Here is a 16,822-nt window from a genome sequence, read left to right on the forward strand (position 1 = left end):
AGGCGTCAGCCGTCGGCCTTGGCCCGCATCTTCCGGGCGAGTTCGGCGTCGCTGCGCAGTCTTTCGGGGACCTTGGCGTCGACCTCGTCCTGGCCGTGGGCCTCGGCGCACGGGCACAGGCTCCAGCCGCTGGTCTCGATCTGGGCGGCGACGTGCCCCAGGGCGTGCGCGGTCTCGTCGAGGACGCCGACAGGAATCTGTACGTCGTCGCTGTCGGGGTCGTCGCCGATCACCAGGCCGAGTTCGAAGATGAGGTCGGCGGCGTGCTGCACGGTGCGGGAGTCGCCGTTGTTGGAGGCGTACTTGACGGCCTGGGCCAGGGCCATCAGCGGGCGGGTGCACACCCACCGGGGCATCGGAACCCTGCGCTCATCGATGCGCACGGGCCGGACGCCATGGACTTCTTCCGCGCCCTCGGCGGCCGGGTCGCCGGCCTTGGCGATCTGATCGGCGATCGCGGAGGGCTCGATGTAGCGCAGGGCCGAGCGGGGCTGGATGTCCAGGCGGTCGGCGACCGTGGCGACAGCGTGGGCGAGCACGTTGTGCACCGCCACGGGGACCACGTCCAGGCCGCGGGTGAGGAGTTCGGCCTCGGTCTGCGCGGCCAGGGCCTTGAACGCCTGGGTGTTCCTGATGTCTGCCACGGCGAACAGCGTAGGACCAGCGCAGGTGAGGATGGCGGCGAAGGGTGCACGGACGACCCGGACGCGTGTGTCCCCGAGGTGCGGTGAGGCACATTGGTACAGCCGTTAGCGCTGAGAAGGATCTTGAATGGAGCCGGGGCCTTGCCGGACAGGGCTGTGACCCAGATAAGTCCAAAGGCCGCCACTTCTTGATCTTGAGCCTCTGAAGTGCCGCTCACCGACGTCGACCTGGGCAGCCGGAATACGGAACTGTGCCGCAGGTCGTTGGGGGGACGCTTGCCGCTTCGGGGCGCCATTCGTCGCAGAACTGGGAGAGGGCTTCGATGCAGAAGTCTTCGCGGAGCAGGTGAAAACGCGTGCGGCCGTCCGGGTGGCAGCTGTGGCGGGTGGCGTAGTCCCGGGCTGTCGATGCCGCCGCAGCGGGCAGGGATCGCAGTGCCCATGACCCCTTGAGGTGAGGAGCTGACGTTTCCATGCTGGAGCGCACCCGGCGCAAGAACCGCACCGAGATCACGTTCGTCCTGGCCGCCGGCCACCCGGCCGGTGAGGTCAGCGTGGTCGGCGACTTCAACGACTGGCGGCCCGGCGCCCACCCGATGGCCGAGCGCCCCGACGGCACCCGCGCCGTCACGGTCACTCTGCCGGTGAACGAGCGCCACGGCTTCCGCTATCTCGCGCACGGCGGCCGTTGGCTCGATGAAGACGGCGCGGACGGCCACGACGGCCGCAACAGCCTCCTGCACACCTGACCTGCCGCACGACAGCGGCCGACCCCGAGGACCCCTGTGACTGACATGTGAAGGTCTAGATGATCGATTCCAAGGGGTCGGTGGTTAGTGGTCGTAGGCGGTCAGTGAGCGCAGGATGGGCTGTCCGGTGTGGTCGTTGTGCCAGATCGCGGCGGTGAGCGCGAGGATGCGTTGCATGATGCGGGCTATGACGCCGCCGGGTGTGCGTCCTCGGTGTCGTTCGAGGTCGAGCTGGCCCTTGAAGGTCTCGTTGACCGACTCGATGACCTGCCGTAACGGTTTGAACAGGGGGGCGCCGGGCCGTTCCGGCTCGCCTTTGCGAGCGGGTCGCAGCAGTCGGATGTCCTGCTCGGCCAGTTGATGTTCGAAGTCGCGGCCGAAGTAGTTCTTGTCGCCGATCAGCGTCTGTCCGGGCCGGTCGGCCACGAGCGCCGGTTCGGCCGCGAGCAGGTCCAGCAGGGTCTCGCGCTCGTCGGCCTTGGCCCCGGTCAGGGCGAAGGCGACGGGCAGGCCCTGGAGGGTGCACACCAGGTGCAGCCGCAGGCCCCAGAAGAAGCGGCTGTGACTGGCGCAGTACCCGTACTCGGCCCATCCGGCCAGGTCGGAACGTTTGACGGTCTCCCGGGAGCGGCCGCATTCCACCGGGGTGGAGTCCACGACCCACACGTCGTCGTTCCACGCGGAGGTGTCGGTGGCCAGCAGGCGGGTGACCCGGCGAAGCAGGTCGGCGCCCTTGCGCATCCGCTTGTTGTAGCGGGCTGCTTGGGCAGGTACGGGAAGAGATGCCGCAGGTGGGAGCAGGCGTGGCGAAGCCACCTGGCCTCGGAGGTGAAGCCGAGCATGGCCTGCATCATCGCCAGTGTGACCAGCTCGGCGTCGGTGAGCCGCGGAGCAATCCCCACGGCCGGCCGCCATGGCGCGAGATGCGGAGACGCCTTCAGCAGGTCGTCGGTCTTCACATAGTGCTGCACCGCGTTGATTGGTTGAGGGTGTGCGTCCGGTGATGGGGGTTACACCCGCTTCGGTGCCGTCGACAGCGCGTATCTGAGCTGAGGATCAGGTGTCGCAGGCCGTTCCAGGGGTGATCGGGGTTCGGCTAGGGCGACGCCCGTGGCGTGCGGCAGTTCCTGTGGCCGGATCTGACAGAAACTGGTCATTGCGGCCGCGGGGACAGGCGGGGAACCATGGCGGCATGCCCGCATCACGCAGAGTCGTCATCGTCGCCTTTCCCGGGGTGGAACTCCTGGATGTCACCGGTCCGGCCGAGGTCTTCTCCGTCGCCTCGGGCATCGCCGGGGCAGACCGTCCCGGCTACCGGGTGGAGATCGCGGCGACTCGGGCCGGCGAACTGCCCACCTCCAGTGGGGTCCGACTGGTGGCCGACGTGGCCCTGGAGGAGGTGGGCGGGCAGGTGGACACCCTGCTCGTGTCGGGTGCGATCAACCTGGTCGACGGTGGCGTCGAACCGGTAATCGACGCTGCTGTCGTCGAGTGGCTGCGTACGGCGGCCCCCCAGGCCCGCCGGACCGCCTCGGTCTGCGCGGGTGCGCATGTGCTGGCCGCGGCGGGGCTCTTGGACGGACTGTCTGCCACCACGCACTGGCTCACCGCCGAGCGGCTCGCCGCCGATTACCCGCAGATCGCCGTCGACCCGGATCCGATCTTCATCCGGGCCGGGCAGGTGTGGACCTGTGCGGGTGTCACCTCGGGGATGGACATGGCCCTGGCCATGGTCGCCGAGGACCACGGCCAGGCTCTGGCGCTCGCCACCGCCCGCATGATGGTCATGTATGTGAAGCGTCCCGGCGGGCAGAGCCAGTTCAGCGTGCCGCTCTCGATCCACGCACCCTCGGGTGACCGGATCGATGAGCTACGCCTGTGGATCGCCGACCATCTCGCCGATGACCTGTCGATCGAAACACTCGCCGAGCGGATGCACCTGAGCGTGCGCCACCTCGCCCGGCTGTTCCGGCAGCGCACCGGCAGCACGCCCGCCTCGTACATCGAAGCGGTCCGGGTGGAGACCGCGCGCCGCCTCCTGGAAGAGACCGACCGCAGTCTGCCCGATGTGGCAACCGCGAGCGGCCTCGGCTCCGTGGAGACCCTGCACCGGGCCTTCCGGCGGCGGCTCGTCACCACTCCGGCCGAATACCGGCGCCGCTTCCGGTCCCCGCCCGCTGCCGACACCGTCGGAGCGTTCCCTGACGGCCCTCTCCCCCTGCCCGACCAGATCCCGGCGCCATGACCCGCAGAGAGAGTCCCATGCCGCTGTCCCCGTTCCCCGACTCGCCGCTCGCCCGCGCCGCCGACCAGATGCTGTGCGCCGCGAGCCCCCCGACGCTGGTGGCCCACTGTCACCGCACCTACCGTTTCGGTTCGGCCTTCCTCGAGGGACAACGGCGCGCCTTCGACGCCGAGGCGCTGTTCATCGCCTCGGCCCTGCACGATCTGGCACTCACCGAGGCGTATGACGATCCGCAGACCCCGTTCGAGGTGCACGGAGCCTGGCTGGCCGAGCAGGAGTTGCACTCCCGCGGAGCCCGGCCCGATCTGGTCGGACTGGTCCGGGACGCCATCGCCCTGCACATGGAAATCACCACTGCCGACGACCCCCGGCCGGAGGTGGCCGCGGTCCACCTGGGCGCCGCGGCGGACGTCATGGGGTTGCGCCTGGACCAGCTGCCGCCCGGCCTCCTCACCGACGTGCTCGAACTCCACCCCCGCCAGGGGTTCGCGGCTTTCGTGACCGACGCAGTACGCCGGCAGGCGGCTGCCAAGCCAGACTCGCGGATCGCCCTGCTGATCCGGCACACCGGTTTCCTGGACCTGATCGCTGCCGCACCGTTCGAGGACTGAACGCACCACAGGCGACTGACGGATCACTCCGTCGATCCTCGACACGTCCGGGCCGTACCGGATGCCGGGGCCGGGCGGCGCGCCGGACTTCGCGCGCCTTGACCCACAGCCACGCCCGAGCCGAGGCGGAGGCACTTTGGAGGAACCATGTCCCATACGAAGATCATTGCCATGCCCGTCCTTGGAAAGCACGCGATCAATACGTACCTGGTGCTGGGCCGACGCGCTGTCATCGTTGACGCGGGGACACCGGGAAACGGCCGCAGGATCTACGACCAGGTAGCCCAGCACGGAGTGGATCCCCAGGACATCGCTCTGATCGTTCTGACGCACGGTCACATCGACCACTTCGGCTCCGCGACCGAACTGCACCGGCTCACCGGTGCGCCGGTCGCGGGCCATGTCGCCGACCTCGACCCGTACAGCACCGGCCGTTCCCGCCGACCGTACCTGCCGACCGGGACGATGGGACGCCTGATGAACAGAAGCAAAGCCATGCACGTCACCGTGGAACGAGTCGAACCCGATGTGCTCGTCCGGGGAGAGATGAGTCTGTCCGACTACGGAGTCGAGGCTCGCATCATGCCCACTCCGGGGCACACCGCCGGCTCGGTGTCCGTCCTCACCGACGCCGGCGACCTCGTCGCCGGCGACCTGGTGGCCAACTCCTTCAGTGGCCTCATCCCGGGCAAGCCGGCCAACCCGCCCTTCCACGACGACCCGCTGCGCAACCTGGCCAGCCTGCGCGAGATGCTCGCGCTGAAGCCGACCAGACTGCACGTGGGCCACGGCACTGCGCTCGATCCCGACCGGGTGCGCCAGTGGGCGGACAGAGAAGAACACCGACTGCGCAAACTGGCGGCTAAGGGCCGCCTGCCTCGGCGAACAGAGCCCGCGAGTTCCCATACGGAGCCCACGACCGGAGCAGGATGAGGCCCGTCGCTCCCGGCCTTCTACGACGGATCGCTCTGCCAGTCAGGTAGAACCGTCCTGGTAGCCGTCGCTTGGCGAGGTCGATGGCGAAGCCCCAGGTGTGCATGACCCGGCGAAGCGCAGACGGCACAGCGGCAGGCTCTGCCCGCTGGGCCACGTCCCCGCGACGTCGGCAAATCCGGCCCGAAAGCGCACGTCGACACAGGTCAGCTGCGGCCGGCGCGAGCGGGCGCGCTCGTTCAGGCGCTGGCGCAGGTGGTGCTGCATCGACTCCGGCGGGTTCTTCAGCGTGGCGCCCATCGGGCCTGCTCCCGCCAGCGTCCGTCATGATCCCCTCCTGTCGGTTGGGGCACAGGGGTGGTCGGGATGGCGCGGGCGCAAGCGATGCAGGTGGTGCTGGGAGAGGAGGTGCGCGCGAAGCTGGAACGAACGGCCTCCTCGGCCCGGGCCGAGGTCCGGGCGGCACTGCGAGCCAGGATCGTGCTGGCGGCGGCCTGCGGCGATTCCAACGTCGCGATCGCCAGGGCTCAGAGAGTGAGTGTGAACACGGTGCGCAAGTGGCGCCGGCGGTTCGCAGCCACCGGATTGCCCGGGCTGAGGGACGCACCACGCCCGGGGCGCCCCCGCATCCACGGACCCGAGGTGCGCGTCGCCGTGGTGGCGACTGCGACCAGCGCTCCGCCGCACCCGGCGTCGACCTGGTCGCACAGAGCGATCGCCTCTCACCTGGCCAGGTGGGTGATCTCTGCCTCCCAAGTGGGAAGAATCCTGGCCGACTTGGACCTCAAGCCCCATCGGGTGCGCGGCTGGCTCACCCGTCGCGACACCCCCGACTTCTGGGACCGGGCCGCGGACGTGTGCCATCTCTACCTCTCTCCGCCCCCGGGCACGGTCGTACTGTCTATCGACGAGAAGACAGCCATCGCCGCCCGCTCCCGCCGCCACCCAGGCCAGGCGCCCGCGCCCGGCCGCCCCGCGCGACAGGAGTTTGAGTACCGTCGGCACGGCACCGTCTCCATCGCCGCTGCGCTGGACGTAAACACTGGTGAGGTCCTCACCCAGCCGATCACGCGCAACGACTCGGCGACATTCGTCCGCTTTCTGAAGATGCTCGACCGAATCATCGACCCGCGACGCGAGATCCACGTCGTCCTGGACAACGGATCAGCGCACACCGCGAAAACCAAGGCGTGGCTGGCCGCCCATCCTCGCTGGCACGTGCACTGGACCCCGCCCCATGCCTCCTGGCTCAACCAGGTCGAGCTGTACTTCTCCGCGCTGGCACGCAGCGTCTTGCGACACGGCGACTTCCCCAGCAAAGGCGACCTCATCGACAAGATCGACACCTTCGCGATCCGACACAACACGACGGCCAAGCCATACCGCTGGACCTACGATGGCACGCCGCTCAAGGCTGCATGACCCTCAACGAACTGACGCGGTGCAGCAATAGAGTGCGGTCGCGAGGGAGTCCAACTCTGTCTTCACACACTGACGTTGGACTCCCTCACCTCATGCGCGCAGCCGATCTCTTGGAGTCGCATCTAGGGTCGCGTTTCTTGTGGCTGGCGCCGGGTGGACCTCGCCCGGTTGCCGCAGCCGAGGGAACACCATGCCTGGTCGCGACGCCTGGCCAGGAAGAACATGCCGCAACTGGGGGCGTGGCAGCGCCGCACCCGCTGGCGGTTCGGACCCGCGGCCAGGACGAGCGTCTCGCGAGCGACGACCGCGGCGGCGTCGCCGCCCTGTTCCTGCTGTCCGAGCAAGCCCTCCGCGGTCATCTGGAGGACGATGGGGGCTGATGAGGCGAGTTCGTTCAGCCGGGTCCGCTGTCTGTCGGTGAGCGGGTTCCGTCCGGCTGTCGAGTCCAGAGCGTCGCGGACCAACCCGCGCAACCGTTCCAGCTCCTCCAAGGGGAGGGCCGCCAGCCTGCGGTCGGCGGCGCGGGCCCGCCATCGCCTGGTGAGTTCCCGATCGGTGAAGAAGTCGATGTCGCCGCGACCCGGGCCCGCGCCGACGACAACGGTGTTGGCCAGGTCGAGAACCGGGTCCTCGCCGATCCACGGCATCTCCTGCAAGTCCCGGATGGTCATGCTCTCAATCTACTGGATTCAGCCCAGCAAACCCGTGATAGCTTCATCTCACGGATTTGGTCTATCAAATCCGTGATTCACACGGTCGACGAAGGGTGATGTCATGAGCGCAACCATCGAGTACGTCAGGTTCGACACCGACGACCCCGCCGCCCTCACCGCCCACCGGGAGCAGCTGATCGCGCTGCTCAAGGAGCGGTACGGCGATGGCTTCCTGGGCGCCCACCTCGCCCTGTTCGACGACGGCACCGTCCTGGACTTCATCATCTGGTCGTCCGTCGACGTCGCCGAGCGCGCGGCCAAGGAGATGCCGACCGACCCTCGCGCGCAGGGCTTCTTCAGTCAGATCGGCACGGTTCACGAGATGCGGCACGCCCAGGTCCTGCACACGGCATAGCCCCGTCCCAAGGAGAATGACGCCGTGCCCTCGGCAGACGAACTACTCAGCGCGGACACTGTGGCCGACCTTGCCCGATGCCTTACGCGAGCCGGCCACGGGATCACGGCCCATGAGACCCGGGGGTGCGGCGCGACCCTGGACGGGCTGACCTTCACCGAGCGTGTCGCCGCGATCAGAGATGCCATCCTGGCGGACCTTCCAGCGGACTACCCGGCCTTCGCACACGTGGTGCGCGATACGCTGCGGGACCCCGACTTCACCGGCTGGATGACCTTCCCTGTCGGCGAGGCCGTCGCCGTACGGGGCCTGGACACCTTCGAACCCGCGCTCGCCCTGCTTGCGGAACTCACCCCGCGCCTGACCGCTGAGACCGCGGTCCGCCCCTTCCTCCATACCGACCTGGAACGCGCGCTCCAGGTCATGACGGAATGGACCGCACACCCCGACCCCCACGTCCGCCGGCTGGCCAGCGAGGGCGCGCGGCCGCGACTTCCCTGGGCACCCAGGATTCCCGCGCTGATCACGGACCCGGCCCCGGCACTGCCCCTGCTCGACGCGCTCTACCGGGACGACTCCGAGTACGTCCGCAGATCAGTGGCCAACCACCTCAACGACATCAGCCGCGACCATCCCGACACGGCCGTAGCTGTCGCGGCGCGCTGGCTGGGCACCCCCGCGCCGACAACGATCCAACTGGTCCGCCACGGCCTGCGGACCCTGATCAAGTCCGGACACGCCGGGGCACTCACGCTGCTCGGTCACTCCCCGGACCTCCCCGTCACCGTCGAAGGCCCACACGTGCAGACCCCGGAGATCCGGATCGGTGACCATCTCGTGTTCGACTACGCGGTGACCAACACCCACGACCAGACCGCCCGCGTCGTCATCGACTACGTCATCCACCACGTAAAGGCCAACGGCAGCCGCACTCCCAAGGTCTTCAAACTCACCACCCGGCCCCTGGCTCCCGGCGAGACATGGCGTGCCACGCGCAGGCACTCCTTCAAACCGATCAGCACGCGGCGCTACCACCCGGGCGCCCATCTCGTCCACATCCAGGTCAACGGCCAGTCCCGCGGGGAAGCCTCGTTCATGCTGCACTGCTAAGAGCACCCGCCCCGCAGCCATCCCTTGGAATCAATCATCTAGGGTCCCGCCGGTAATCTGCTGAATTGAGCACTAAGTGGTCGGCTCCGGAAGTCCTTCGGGGGTGACGTGCAGGGCCCCCGCCTGGGTGAGACCGGCCAGGGCGACGATGTCCAGCTCGCTCCGGCTGGTATCCGGCTGGCGTACGAGGGGCCGGTGCGGTTGTGTGTGGTGTACCTGCGCTCCGGTAAAGCCCCGGTGTCGTCCGGTGGCTCGACCTGCCGCTCCGGCCCCGCGCAGCGTTCCGCCCGACTGACCGAAGGGCTCTTTCATGAACCGTGAAGCCTCTGCCGTCCCGCTGCCGGATGCGCTGGGTGCGGCGGTCCGGGGCCCGGGAGCTGAGCTCCGGGAATCCGTGGGCAAAGGGGCAGGGGTATTCGCCACACGGCCTTTCCGGGCGGGAGAGCTGGTTCTGGCCGGTGTCATCGTGGCCGAGCTCGACCGCAACGATGCCCACGCCTCGCAGATCAGCTGGAATCGCTTCGTGCGGCACGGCGGTCTGGTGCCGAAGGTGAACCACTCCTGCGACCCGAACTGCGGCATCGGGCCTAACGCGTCCGGGGCTCATGACCTGCTCGCCCGGCTCCCCATCGCGACCGGCCAGGAGATCACCTTCGACTACGCGATGCGCAACTACACCATCGAGCACTTCCCGGCTCGGTGTCGGTGCGGGACACTCCTGTGCCGCGGTCGGATCACCGGCTGGAAGGACCTGCCCTCCGATCGAAGGGACGCCTACCGGGGCTTCGTCGCGCCCTATCTCCTCGACGGACCGACAGGTCCATGAAGTGCGCCGAGACTGGTGACGACGGGCAGCACCCCCACGCCGCCACACCGGTGTGCGAGGCGGTCACCCGGCCCCGTTCCCCGCCCGCGTGGGGGGTGCGCGGCGGTCGTTCTCGGCGACCAGGAGCAGGCTGGGTAGCCCCTCGGCCAGCTGCGGCTTCGCGTACGCCATGATCGTGGCGGTGCAGAACGCCTCCCGGCTGCCGTCGAGCCGGTCATCAGGGCGAAGGACAGCGGCCCGTCGTCGAGCGAGCGCCGCAGGTAGGGGTCGAGTTCGACCCCGGCCGTGTGCACCAGGGTGTCGGCGGCGTCCGCCTTGCCGGGAGATCAAGAAGTGGCGGCCTTTGGGCTTATCTGGGTCACACCCCGGACACGGACGTGCGCCGACAGGGCACCACCAGTCAGCCCTTGGACGGGAAGAGCGCGAGAAGCCGGGCGCGCTGGTTGGCGCCGAGTCCCTGGACACGTCGGCTCTCTGAGATGCCGAGGTCCGAGAGCAGTTGGCCGGCGCGGACCGAGCCGATGCCGGGGAGCGATTCGAGGACGCGGCGTACCCGGACCTTGCCGACCACGTTGTCCTCGCGCGCGAGGAGGTCCGTAAGGGGCAGGGTCCCCGCCTTGAGTGCGGCCATCAGGTCGCCGCGTTCCTTGCGGACGGCGGCTGCTTTCTGAAGTGCTTCGGCCCTCTGGGCGGGGGAAAGTTTGGGCAGAGCCATGGGTGTCGCTCTCCTCTTCTCGTACGGGCTGGAGCAGTCATCATCGCCGCACCGCCGGGCCTTTTACCAGCGGGTTTACGGCCTGGCTGCCGGGGCGGAGCGGTCCTGGCTCTGGAGCCGCTCGCGCAGTTCGGCCTGCTGTTCGGTGAGTTCGGCGCCGGGCCCGAGGATGCGGGCCGGGCGGGGCCGGGGGATGTCGTCGGTGCCCCAGAGGTCGGCGAAGTCGGCGTGCGCCTGGGCGATGGCTTCGGGGTAGCTCTGGGCTTTTTCGTGCTCGGCGAGCGCCCGGTAGATGCTGGCGACGCTGGGGCTTTGGCCTTTGCGTTTGCCGGTGGGGATGAGCAGGTCGGGCTGGATCGTCTCGACCGACTCGCCGTTCGCCCTGCGGCGGAGCACGGTGTGCAGCATGTCGTCGGTGATGACCGGGGGCCGACCGCCGTGCTTGCCCTTGCGGGCGGCGGTGTCGAGTCCTTCGAGGGTGGCTTCGCGGATGTTCTCGCGTTCGGTCTCGGCCATCGCGGCGAAGAAGCCGAACAGCAGGCGGCCGGGGCCGCTGGGGTCGTACATCCCCGGCAGAGGTCCGGCGAGCATCTCCAGCACCAGGCCGTGCGCGGTGAGGTGGTCGGCGAGGGCTGTCAGCTCTGCTGCGTCGCGTCCCAGCCGTTTCATCTCGTACACCGTGAAAATCACCCGGCAGTGCGGGGCGTGGGCCTTGATCTCCCGGGCCAGCGCGAGCGCCGCCTCGAACTGCGGGCGGACCCGGATACGGGTGCTGATCTTCTCGGAGAAGATTTTGTCGCGGTCGATGCCGTGGGCGGCGAGCGCGTCGAGCTGGGACTGGAGTTCTTGGGTAAGCGTCGAGCATCTCGCGTACGCGACCCTGATGTCCGCGGTCGGGGTGTCCGGGGCGATGGCGAGGGGGACGGGGGTGCCGGGCCGCCAGGGCTGCCCGGGGCCACGGTTGGCGGGGGTGGGGACACGCAGGAGTTTCGCGAGCCGGGGCACCTTCGTGAACCGGCCGGTGTGGTAGGTGCCGGCCACGGAGCCACCGCGCGAGCGGCAGGGTGATCCGGGCTCGGCCGTGCAGCGGGGGCAGGGATGGCGCTCGACTTCGTCGGCGTCGGCCGGGGAGGACTCTTGAGGGACCGTCATGCCCCGGAATCCTGTCACAAACATTTCTCACAAGGGGGTAGGACCCGCTTCCACGTGAGAACGAGTTGTGAGAACGAATCCGGGGCTGAGGCCGATCCGTCGGCCTACTTTTGATCTTGCTCCGGGAATGGAACGTTTGTGAGAGCAACGCTCGGACGGGGACGACCGCCTCGGCTGCACTCGCTTGCCAGCCCTGCGCAACCTTTCCTCGGTTTGCCCGTTTGCCTGAACATGACTATTTGCTTGAAAAGTGCGGCTGTGGGATCCCTGGCCGCTGCCATGTTTGCGCTGGCTGTCCCTCAAGTCGGAGCACAGGCTTCCACCGGGGAAGCGTCGCAGCCGCAGACCCGGGCGGCCAGCCAGAACGAGGAAGCATGTGGGGACGCCGCGATCCGCGGCAGGGATCAGGCCGACCGTGACAGCAAGGCGACATTCCGCCTGTGCGCCTCGACGAGCGGCGACCGGATGTACGTCAACACCTCGGGTGCGAAGTGCCAGTCGTATGTCTTCCTCAGCTGGAAGGACTACGACTACTCCTGCTACGCGGGGGTCGAGGCCTGGACGTTGAAGAAGGACGGCAAGGACGTCGCGGACAGTAGGGTCTATCCCGGGCCCGGCACCTACAAGCTCACGGTCACCGTCACCTCCCGGGGGCGGCGCTATGACGGGGGCGCCTTCTCCGATTCCAACTTGCGCGGCGAGGCGACGATCGACGTCACTTTCACCGTCCCCGAAGATCACCCGAAGCCGCCGGAGCCGCCGAAGCCGACGCTTTCCACTTCGGCCACTCGCGAGGACGGCACTGTAACCGTCACCGTGACCAACACCGGAGACCGTGACGACAGCAGGCTCGTCATGTTCTACAACGGCATCAACGGGGCAGCCCTGCCGGAGGCCGGTGATTCACGCTGTCACTCGTGGCTCGATGGGAAGCACGGCTCGTGCGAACTTGGGGGGCTGGACCAGGGGAAGTCCACCACCATCCTCTTCAAGACTGCCGGGGCCATGTCCTGGAGCGTCTCGGGTGACGACGACATCGACGTCAACGGGACGTCCCCGGCTCCTTAAGTGGTGTAGAGCGCTGCCCGGTTGAGCTCGGCGTTCCCGCGCGGGGCGATCGGACAACAGATGCCTCACCCTCGGCCAAGGAGGGTGGGGCAGCACGGGTGAGGATTGGAGCTACTCCGCCTTACTCAGTCGGACCCAGGCCCGCACCTATAGCGACCTGCCCCAGGAGGCATGAGGCCAGGCGTCACTCCTCCCCGCCGTCGTCGTCATCGTCGAGCCCCGGGGCGTCCGGGTCACGCAGCGGCCGCAGTCCGTCGACCGGCTGGGAGGCGGTGAAGCTGTAGCGGCCCAGGACGTTCAAATTCCGGTGCTTGAGCGGGGACAGCCGGGCCACGTCCTCATCTCGGATCTCGTGCCCCTCCGCGCGGAGCTGGGCGACCGCGGCGTCGATGTAGCGCGTGGTCCAGAGCACCACGGCGTTCAGGACCAGGCCGAGCGCACCGAGCTGGTCCTCCATCCCGTCCCGGTACGCCTGGTGGATGGTGCCCTTCTTGCCGTGGCAGATATCCCGGGCCAGCTTGTGGCGGGACTCCTGGACGGTGAGCTGCTTGTGCATCTGCCGGCGGTAGGTGTCGTCGACCGGGTCGACCACGGCGAGCAGGTGGAGGGTCTTGGCGATCCGCCCGTACTCGGCGAACGCCTGCCCCAAGGGGGTGGGATGCCCGTCGCGGCCGAACATCCGCAGCAGGTCGTAGGCGCGGACCTGGTTGGTGACCAGGGATCCGGCCACCCGCAGCATGTCGGGCCAGGCGGTGAGCACCTTCTTCACGTTCACCTTGTTGCCGGCCAGTGCCTCCAGCGGCCCGTAGTTGCCCAAGGGCTCGCCGCCGGGCATCTGGGCCTTCCAGAACCGCTGGTCTTCGAGGTCCTTGAAGCGCGGGGAGAAGCGGTAGCCGAGCATCTTGAAGATGCCGAAGACGATGTCGGAGTAGGAGGCGTTGTCGGTGGCGACCATCTCCGGTTTCACGCCGCCGTCCAGATTCAGCAGGGCGTCCAGGATGAACAGCGAGTCGCGCGGGGTGCCGGGCACCACCATCTGCCCGATCCCGATGACCTGGTCGTTGATGGCGTTCAGCCAGGTGACGCCCGTCTTCTTCGCGAAGTACTTGGGGCTGGGGGCGGCGTTGATGGTGCGGACGGGTACGACGAAGCGCAGGCCGTCGACGGAGGCGAGCAGGCCCTTGCCCCAGTGCTGGACGATCGGCACCCGGGCCTGGGCCTCGATCAGCGCGGCGTTGGCCGCGGCGATGGTGTCGGCGCGCAGGTAGTACTGGTCGACGTGGACCAGGCGGGAGCGGGTGAGCGCCTCGGTGTTCAGGTTGATGACCGGGGTCATCCCGATGTTGCACGCCTCCGAGACGAGCAGCGCGACGACCGAGGTCGTGAGGTCCTTCATGCGGGTCTTCCCGTCGCCCAGGTGCACGAAGGCGTCCAGGAACCCGGTCCAGGCGTGTACCTCGAACAGCAGGTCCGGCAGGTCGATCTTCGGGAGCATCTTCTCGACCCGCTTGCGCAGCCACGCCAGGGACTTCGGCTCGCCCAGCGCGTGGAGTTTCTCCACGTTCAGCTTCGCCCGGCCGTTGGGCTGCACCTCGATGCTGATCTTCGCGTCCGCGCCGGCCTCCTCCAGACGCTCGGTCATCTGCCTCCAGGCCGCGTCCAGCACGGCGACCAGGTCACCGAGGTGCTGTTCGGCGTTCTCGTCCAGGCTCAGGCCCGCCAGGACGTCCTCGCGTACCGCCTCCCACCCCTTGCCCTGCAAGAGGCGGGCGCGCGGATCGGACCAGCGATGGGACGGGGAAGCGAAGATGTCGCGGCGCTTCAGGGCGCGGAAGAGCTGTTCCAGCACGCACACCGCGTACGCGTCACGGTCCACCGCACCCTCCGGCAGCTCCGCGTTCGCGTACACCGCCTTGCGCCAGGCCGGCGGCACCAGCCTGTCGTCGATCTCCCGCGGCAACAAAGGCTTCTCCGTCACCCGGCGCCGCGCCAGGGCAGGCAGGCGCCGCACCCCGGTCAGGACCCGTTTGCCACCGGTCGCGGCGTCCAGTGCCTTCGACTCGCCCAGCAGCGCGAGGAACGGCTTGACGGTGTTGTAGCGCAACGCCAGCGCGCTGCGCATGGCGGTCTCCGCCGAGTTGTCGTCCTCCGGGACCAGGCTCACCACCGTGGCGGCCGCACTCGACAGTGCGGTGCGGGGCGCGACCTCCTCCAGGGCCCGCCACAGCGCGGCCACGTCCACATCGCAGCCGCTCTCCTCGATGAGCTCCAGCTCCTCGATGAACACCTTCGCCGCCCTGGCCACGATCCGCGACGACTTCTCCAGCTGCGGCAGGGTCGAGAGCCGTTCCTTGTCCGTGGACCGCTTCGCGGCGCTGATCAGCCTCGTGGCCATCAGGATCTCGAAGAGGTCCAGCGCGTCGTCGATCGCCTTTGCCTCCAGGTGCCGCATCACCGCGGTGAGCATCGCCGTGCGCTTCGGCTCGCTGGTCCGCTCCAGCTTCGGGGCCTTGGTGCCCAGCCCATACCGGGCCAGCGCCGCAAGCCGGTTCGGCGGGATCTTGTTCAGCTTCACCCGCCCCAGCTGGAACGAGGAGATGTCGTCGACCCGCTCCAGCGCCGCCTTCATCGCGGTGCCCGTGGTCCGCGTCGGCGGCCGGCGCAGCGACTCCAGGTACGAATACCGCTTGCCCTCCGGCGTCTTCAGCGTGGCCACCAGATCACCCGGCAGAGCCGGGTCCGCACGGTGTGCTGCCTTCGCGACCGTGGTGTGCAACCGCTTCTCCGCGATTCCGCGGACCTCGGCCACCTGCCGGGCCAGCACCGAGACGCCCGGCAGCAACACCCTGTTCCGGCGCAGCCAGCCCACTGCGTGGTCGAACAGAGCCTTCGGCCCCTCGGAGTGCGCCGTCCACGCCCGCCCGTGCAAGAAGATCCGGAACCTCCGGCCCTGGACGTGGTCCTCGTACAGGTGGTAGCCGTACGCGTCGCGGATCTCCCACGCATGCTCATACGGCGTCATCTGCCGCTCGGTGTACCGCTTGATGCAGGAGACATCCTGGATCTCCAGCTGCTCGGCAAGGTGCTCCACCACCGGCCACGGAACAGCGAGAGGGTCCTCCAGGAACAGGCCGATGTACCGGACCGTACAGATCTGGAGGGCGAAGCCCAGGCGGTTGTGGTCACCGCGCCGCTTCGCGATCAGCCTCCGGTCCTCGTCATCGAGGAAGAAGAAGCGCTCCAGCTCGGGCCTCGTCGGTTCCTCGGCGAACGCTCCGAACGCTTCGGCCTGCTCATCAGTCAAGAATTCCACGGGCATGTGGCGGACGTAACCAGCCGCCGCGAGTGGTCGTGGATCTTCCACCGAAGATCCACACGAAGTCGATCACGTGTGCTACGCGGTCAAGATCAAGTGCTTAGCGCTAATGGCTGTACCGATGGTCCCCAAGGCCGGTCCCGTCTCGCCCGTCCGGCGGATCACTCCTGCGCGGATCCTTCGCCGGAGGGCGGGACGTGGGTTTGCCGAGCAATGATCCGGCGACCGGTGACACGGGCGGGCGTGATGACCACCCAGAGATCACGGTCGCCTCCCGCCCAAGGCGTGGAGTACGCCTGCTCCTCCAGTCGGCGCACTGCGTCGGGGGCCGTGACGGTGCGAGCCTCGCCGACGACCAGGACGCTCCACCCCTGGCTCAGCGCGTCATCGACGTGATCCACCTCGAAGGCGGTCTCATGGCCGGCGGCGGCTGCCGGAAGCGCATGCGGTGCCGTTCGGAACGCCACCTCCCCTTCCGAGATGAAGTAGTTGACCGGCAGAATGGCAGGTCCCTGCGATGTGTTCACGGACACTCTGCCCACGCCATGTGTTCCCAGCAGGGAGCGGCACTCGTCGATGTCCAGCTCGACGAACTCCGGATGGTAGGGGGCCTTACCAATGCCCGGCGGCAGATCCACAGTCCCACCCGTCAGCTCCATGACCGTCGTCTTCAGAGCCTCCGCCAGGCGCAGGAGGAAGCTGATGTCGTGCGTGGCAGCACGTTCCTCCACGTACTGAATGTAGGTGGGCGCGCAACCGGCCCTCGCGGCGATCTCTTCCCGCGTGAGCCCGAGCTGTTTCCGGCGTGCCGCCACACGCCGGCCGATGTCGCCTGCTCTGCCTTTGGGACCCGGCGCGGCGGGGCCTCGCAGAGGGTTCTCGGACATGGACGCATCCATCCCTTCGTCGGGTTCAGCGGCGGGGTTCCCACCACGACGTCAGCAGACGCTGGAGCAGACGCTG

Annotated in this window: 16 protein-coding genes and 1 pseudogene; 9 read left to right on the forward strand and 8 right to left on the reverse strand. The window is 68.5% G+C overall.

Features of this window, described 5'->3' with window-relative positions; translation table 11 throughout:
* Window positions 1–5: 5 nt before the first annotated feature.
* On the reverse strand, window positions 6–644 hold the full coding sequence (locus MTF65_RS02210) for a hypothetical protein (protein ID WP_243626457.1): 639 nt from the start codon (window positions 642–644) through the stop codon (window positions 6–8).
* 473 nt (window positions 645–1,117) lie between these two features.
* Here MTF65_RS02210 and MTF65_RS02215 point away from each other — a divergent pair, with 473 nt between their 5' ends.
* The gene (locus MTF65_RS02215; protein WP_243626459.1) at window positions 1,118–1,393 is read left to right on the forward strand and encodes an isoamylase early set domain-containing protein; all 276 of its coding nucleotides are present in this window, start codon (window positions 1,118–1,120) and stop codon (window positions 1,391–1,393) included.
* An 84-nt stretch (window positions 1,394–1,477) separates the two neighbouring features.
* Here MTF65_RS02215 and MTF65_RS02220 read toward each other — a convergent pair.
* Window positions 1,478–2,373, reverse strand: a pseudogene (locus MTF65_RS02220) (IS982 family transposase).
* Window positions 2,374–2,585: 212 nt separating this feature from the next.
* On the opposite strand from MTF65_RS02220, the gene MTF65_RS02225 reads away from it, so the two are divergent.
* The 3 genes from MTF65_RS02225 to MTF65_RS02235 all read left to right on the forward strand — a co-directional run bounded on the left by MTF65_RS02225 (window position 2,586) and on the right by MTF65_RS02235 (window position 5,182).
* Entirely contained in the window at window positions 2,586–3,638 is a 1,053-nt protein-coding gene (locus tag MTF65_RS02225) for a GlxA family transcriptional regulator (RefSeq protein ID WP_243626460.1), read from the forward strand.
* Window positions 3,635–4,249 (forward strand): metal-dependent phosphohydrolase, encoded by a 615-nt coding sequence (locus MTF65_RS02230; RefSeq protein WP_243626461.1) that lies wholly within the window; start codon window positions 3,635–3,637, stop codon window positions 4,247–4,249. The genes MTF65_RS02225 and MTF65_RS02230 overlap by 4 nt, the downstream gene beginning before the upstream one ends.
* Before the next feature lie 171 nt (window positions 4,250–4,420).
* On the forward strand, window positions 4,421–5,182 hold the full coding sequence (locus MTF65_RS02235; RefSeq protein WP_243626463.1) for an MBL fold metallo-hydrolase: 762 nt from the start codon (window positions 4,421–4,423) through the stop codon (window positions 5,180–5,182).
* Between the two features lie 42 nt (window positions 5,183–5,224).
* On the opposite strand, the gene MTF65_RS02240 is transcribed toward MTF65_RS02235, so the two are convergent.
* Window positions 5,225–5,482, reverse strand: a complete 258-nt coding sequence (locus MTF65_RS02240) for a hypothetical protein (protein ID WP_243626465.1) — start codon at window positions 5,480–5,482, stop codon at window positions 5,225–5,227.
* A 66-nt stretch (window positions 5,483–5,548) separates the two neighbouring features.
* On the opposite strand from MTF65_RS02240, the gene MTF65_RS02245 reads away from it, so the two are divergent.
* Window positions 5,549–6,604 (forward strand): IS630 family transposase, encoded by a 1,056-nt coding sequence (locus tag MTF65_RS02245; RefSeq protein WP_243626467.1) that lies wholly within the window; start codon window positions 5,549–5,551, stop codon window positions 6,602–6,604.
* 122 nt (window positions 6,605–6,726) lie between these two features.
* On the opposite strand, the gene MTF65_RS02250 is transcribed toward MTF65_RS02245, so the two are convergent.
* On the reverse strand, window positions 6,727–7,275 hold the full coding sequence (locus tag MTF65_RS02250; RefSeq protein ID WP_243626468.1) for an ABATE domain-containing protein: 549 nt from the start codon (window positions 7,273–7,275) through the stop codon (window positions 6,727–6,729).
* A gap of 103 nt (window positions 7,276–7,378) precedes the next feature.
* Between MTF65_RS02250 and MTF65_RS02255 the strand changes: the two genes are divergently transcribed.
* From MTF65_RS02255 to MTF65_RS02265, 3 genes are all read left to right on the forward strand, one after another.
* Entirely contained in the window at window positions 7,379–7,672 is a 294-nt protein-coding gene (locus MTF65_RS02255; RefSeq protein WP_243626469.1) for a hypothetical protein, read from the forward strand.
* Between the two features lie 24 nt (window positions 7,673–7,696).
* Entirely contained in the window at window positions 7,697–8,782 is a 1,086-nt protein-coding gene (locus MTF65_RS02260; protein ID WP_243626470.1) for a DNA alkylation repair protein, read from the forward strand.
* A gap of 310 nt (window positions 8,783–9,092) precedes the next feature.
* On the forward strand, window positions 9,093–9,608 hold the full coding sequence (locus MTF65_RS02265; RefSeq protein ID WP_279398535.1) for an SET domain-containing protein: 516 nt from the start codon (window positions 9,093–9,095) through the stop codon (window positions 9,606–9,608).
* A 400-nt stretch (window positions 9,609–10,008) separates the two neighbouring features.
* Here MTF65_RS02265 and mihF read toward each other — a convergent pair whose 3' ends face one another.
* Both mihF and MTF65_RS02275 read right to left on the reverse strand, forming a co-directional pair.
* Window positions 10,009–10,323, reverse strand: coding sequence for an integration host factor, actinobacterial type (gene mihF, locus MTF65_RS02270; protein ID WP_243626472.1), 315 nt, complete (start codon window positions 10,321–10,323; stop codon window positions 10,009–10,011).
* 75 nt (window positions 10,324–10,398) lie between these two features.
* Window positions 10,399–11,475 carry a recombinase family protein gene (locus tag MTF65_RS02275; RefSeq protein ID WP_243626473.1) on the reverse strand — a complete coding sequence of 359 codons (1,077 nt, stop codon included), beginning with the start codon at window positions 11,473–11,475 and terminating at the stop codon, window positions 10,399–10,401.
* Window positions 11,476–11,733: 258 nt separating this feature from the next.
* Here MTF65_RS02275 and MTF65_RS02280 point away from each other — a divergent pair, with 258 nt between their 5' ends.
* The gene (locus tag MTF65_RS02280) at window positions 11,734–12,543 is read left to right on the forward strand and encodes a hypothetical protein (RefSeq protein WP_243626475.1); all 810 of its coding nucleotides are present in this window, start codon (window positions 11,734–11,736) and stop codon (window positions 12,541–12,543) included.
* 184 nt (window positions 12,544–12,727) lie between these two features.
* Here MTF65_RS02280 and MTF65_RS02285 read toward each other — a convergent pair whose 3' ends face one another.
* Together MTF65_RS02285 and MTF65_RS02290 are read right to left on the reverse strand one after the other, a co-directional pair.
* Window positions 12,728–15,862: a Tn3 family transposase gene (locus MTF65_RS02285; protein WP_243626476.1), complete on the reverse strand. Its 3,135-nt coding sequence runs from the start codon at window positions 15,860–15,862 to the stop codon at window positions 12,728–12,730.
* 158 nt (window positions 15,863–16,020) lie between these two features.
* A complete protein-coding gene (locus MTF65_RS02290) occupies window positions 16,021–16,746 on the reverse strand; it encodes a pyridoxamine 5'-phosphate oxidase family protein (protein WP_243626477.1) in 726 nt (241 codons plus the stop codon).
* Window positions 16,747–16,822 lie beyond the last annotated feature (76 nt).

This window comes from Streptomyces sp. APSN-46.1, from assembly GCF_022815725.1.
In the GTDB taxonomy this organism is placed as follows: domain Bacteria; phylum Actinomycetota; class Actinomycetes; order Streptomycetales; family Streptomycetaceae; genus Streptomyces.

What these genes read in the sequence shown, in the direction of transcription:
- MTF65_RS02215 (WP_243626459.1), top strand. Translation starts at nt 1,118, where the DNA reads ATGCTGGAGCGCACCCGGCGCAAGAACCGCACCGAGATCACGTTCGTC.
- MTF65_RS02225 (WP_243626460.1), top strand. Translation starts at nt 2,586, where the DNA reads ATGCCCGCATCACGCAGAGTCGTCATCGTCGCCTTTCCCGGGGTGGAA.
- MTF65_RS02230 (WP_243626461.1), top strand. Translation starts at nt 3,635, where the DNA reads ATGACCCGCAGAGAGAGTCCCATGCCGCTGTCCCCGTTCCCCGACTCG.
- MTF65_RS02235 (WP_243626463.1), top strand. Translation starts at nt 4,421, where the DNA reads ATGCCCGTCCTTGGAAAGCACGCGATCAATACGTACCTGGTGCTGGGC.
- MTF65_RS02240 (WP_243626465.1), bottom strand. Translation starts at nt 5,482, where the DNA reads ATGGGCGCCACGCTGAAGAACCCGCCGGAGTCGATGCAGCACCACCTG.
- MTF65_RS02245 (WP_243626467.1), top strand. Translation starts at nt 5,549, where the DNA reads ATGGCGCGGGCGCAAGCGATGCAGGTGGTGCTGGGAGAGGAGGTGCGC.
- MTF65_RS02250 (WP_243626468.1), bottom strand. Translation starts at nt 7,275, where the DNA reads ATGACCATCCGGGACTTGCAGGAGATGCCGTGGATCGGCGAGGACCCG.
- MTF65_RS02255 (WP_243626469.1), top strand. Translation starts at nt 7,379, where the DNA reads ATGAGCGCAACCATCGAGTACGTCAGGTTCGACACCGACGACCCCGCC.
- MTF65_RS02265 (WP_279398535.1), top strand. Translation starts at nt 9,093, where the DNA reads ATGAACCGTGAAGCCTCTGCCGTCCCGCTGCCGGATGCGCTGGGTGCG.
- mihF (WP_243626472.1), bottom strand. Translation starts at nt 10,323, where the DNA reads ATGGCTCTGCCCAAACTTTCCCCCGCCCAGAGGGCCGAAGCACTTCAG.
- MTF65_RS02275 (WP_243626473.1), bottom strand. Translation starts at nt 11,475, where the DNA reads ATGACGGTCCCTCAAGAGTCCTCCCCGGCCGACGCCGACGAAGTCGAG.
- MTF65_RS02285 (WP_243626476.1), bottom strand. Translation starts at nt 15,862, where the DNA reads ATGCCCGTGGAATTCTTGACTGATGAGCAGGCCGAAGCGTTCGGAGCG.
- MTF65_RS02290 (WP_243626477.1), bottom strand. Translation starts at nt 16,746, where the DNA reads ATGTCCGAGAACCCTCTGCGAGGCCCCGCCGCGCCGGGTCCCAAAGGC.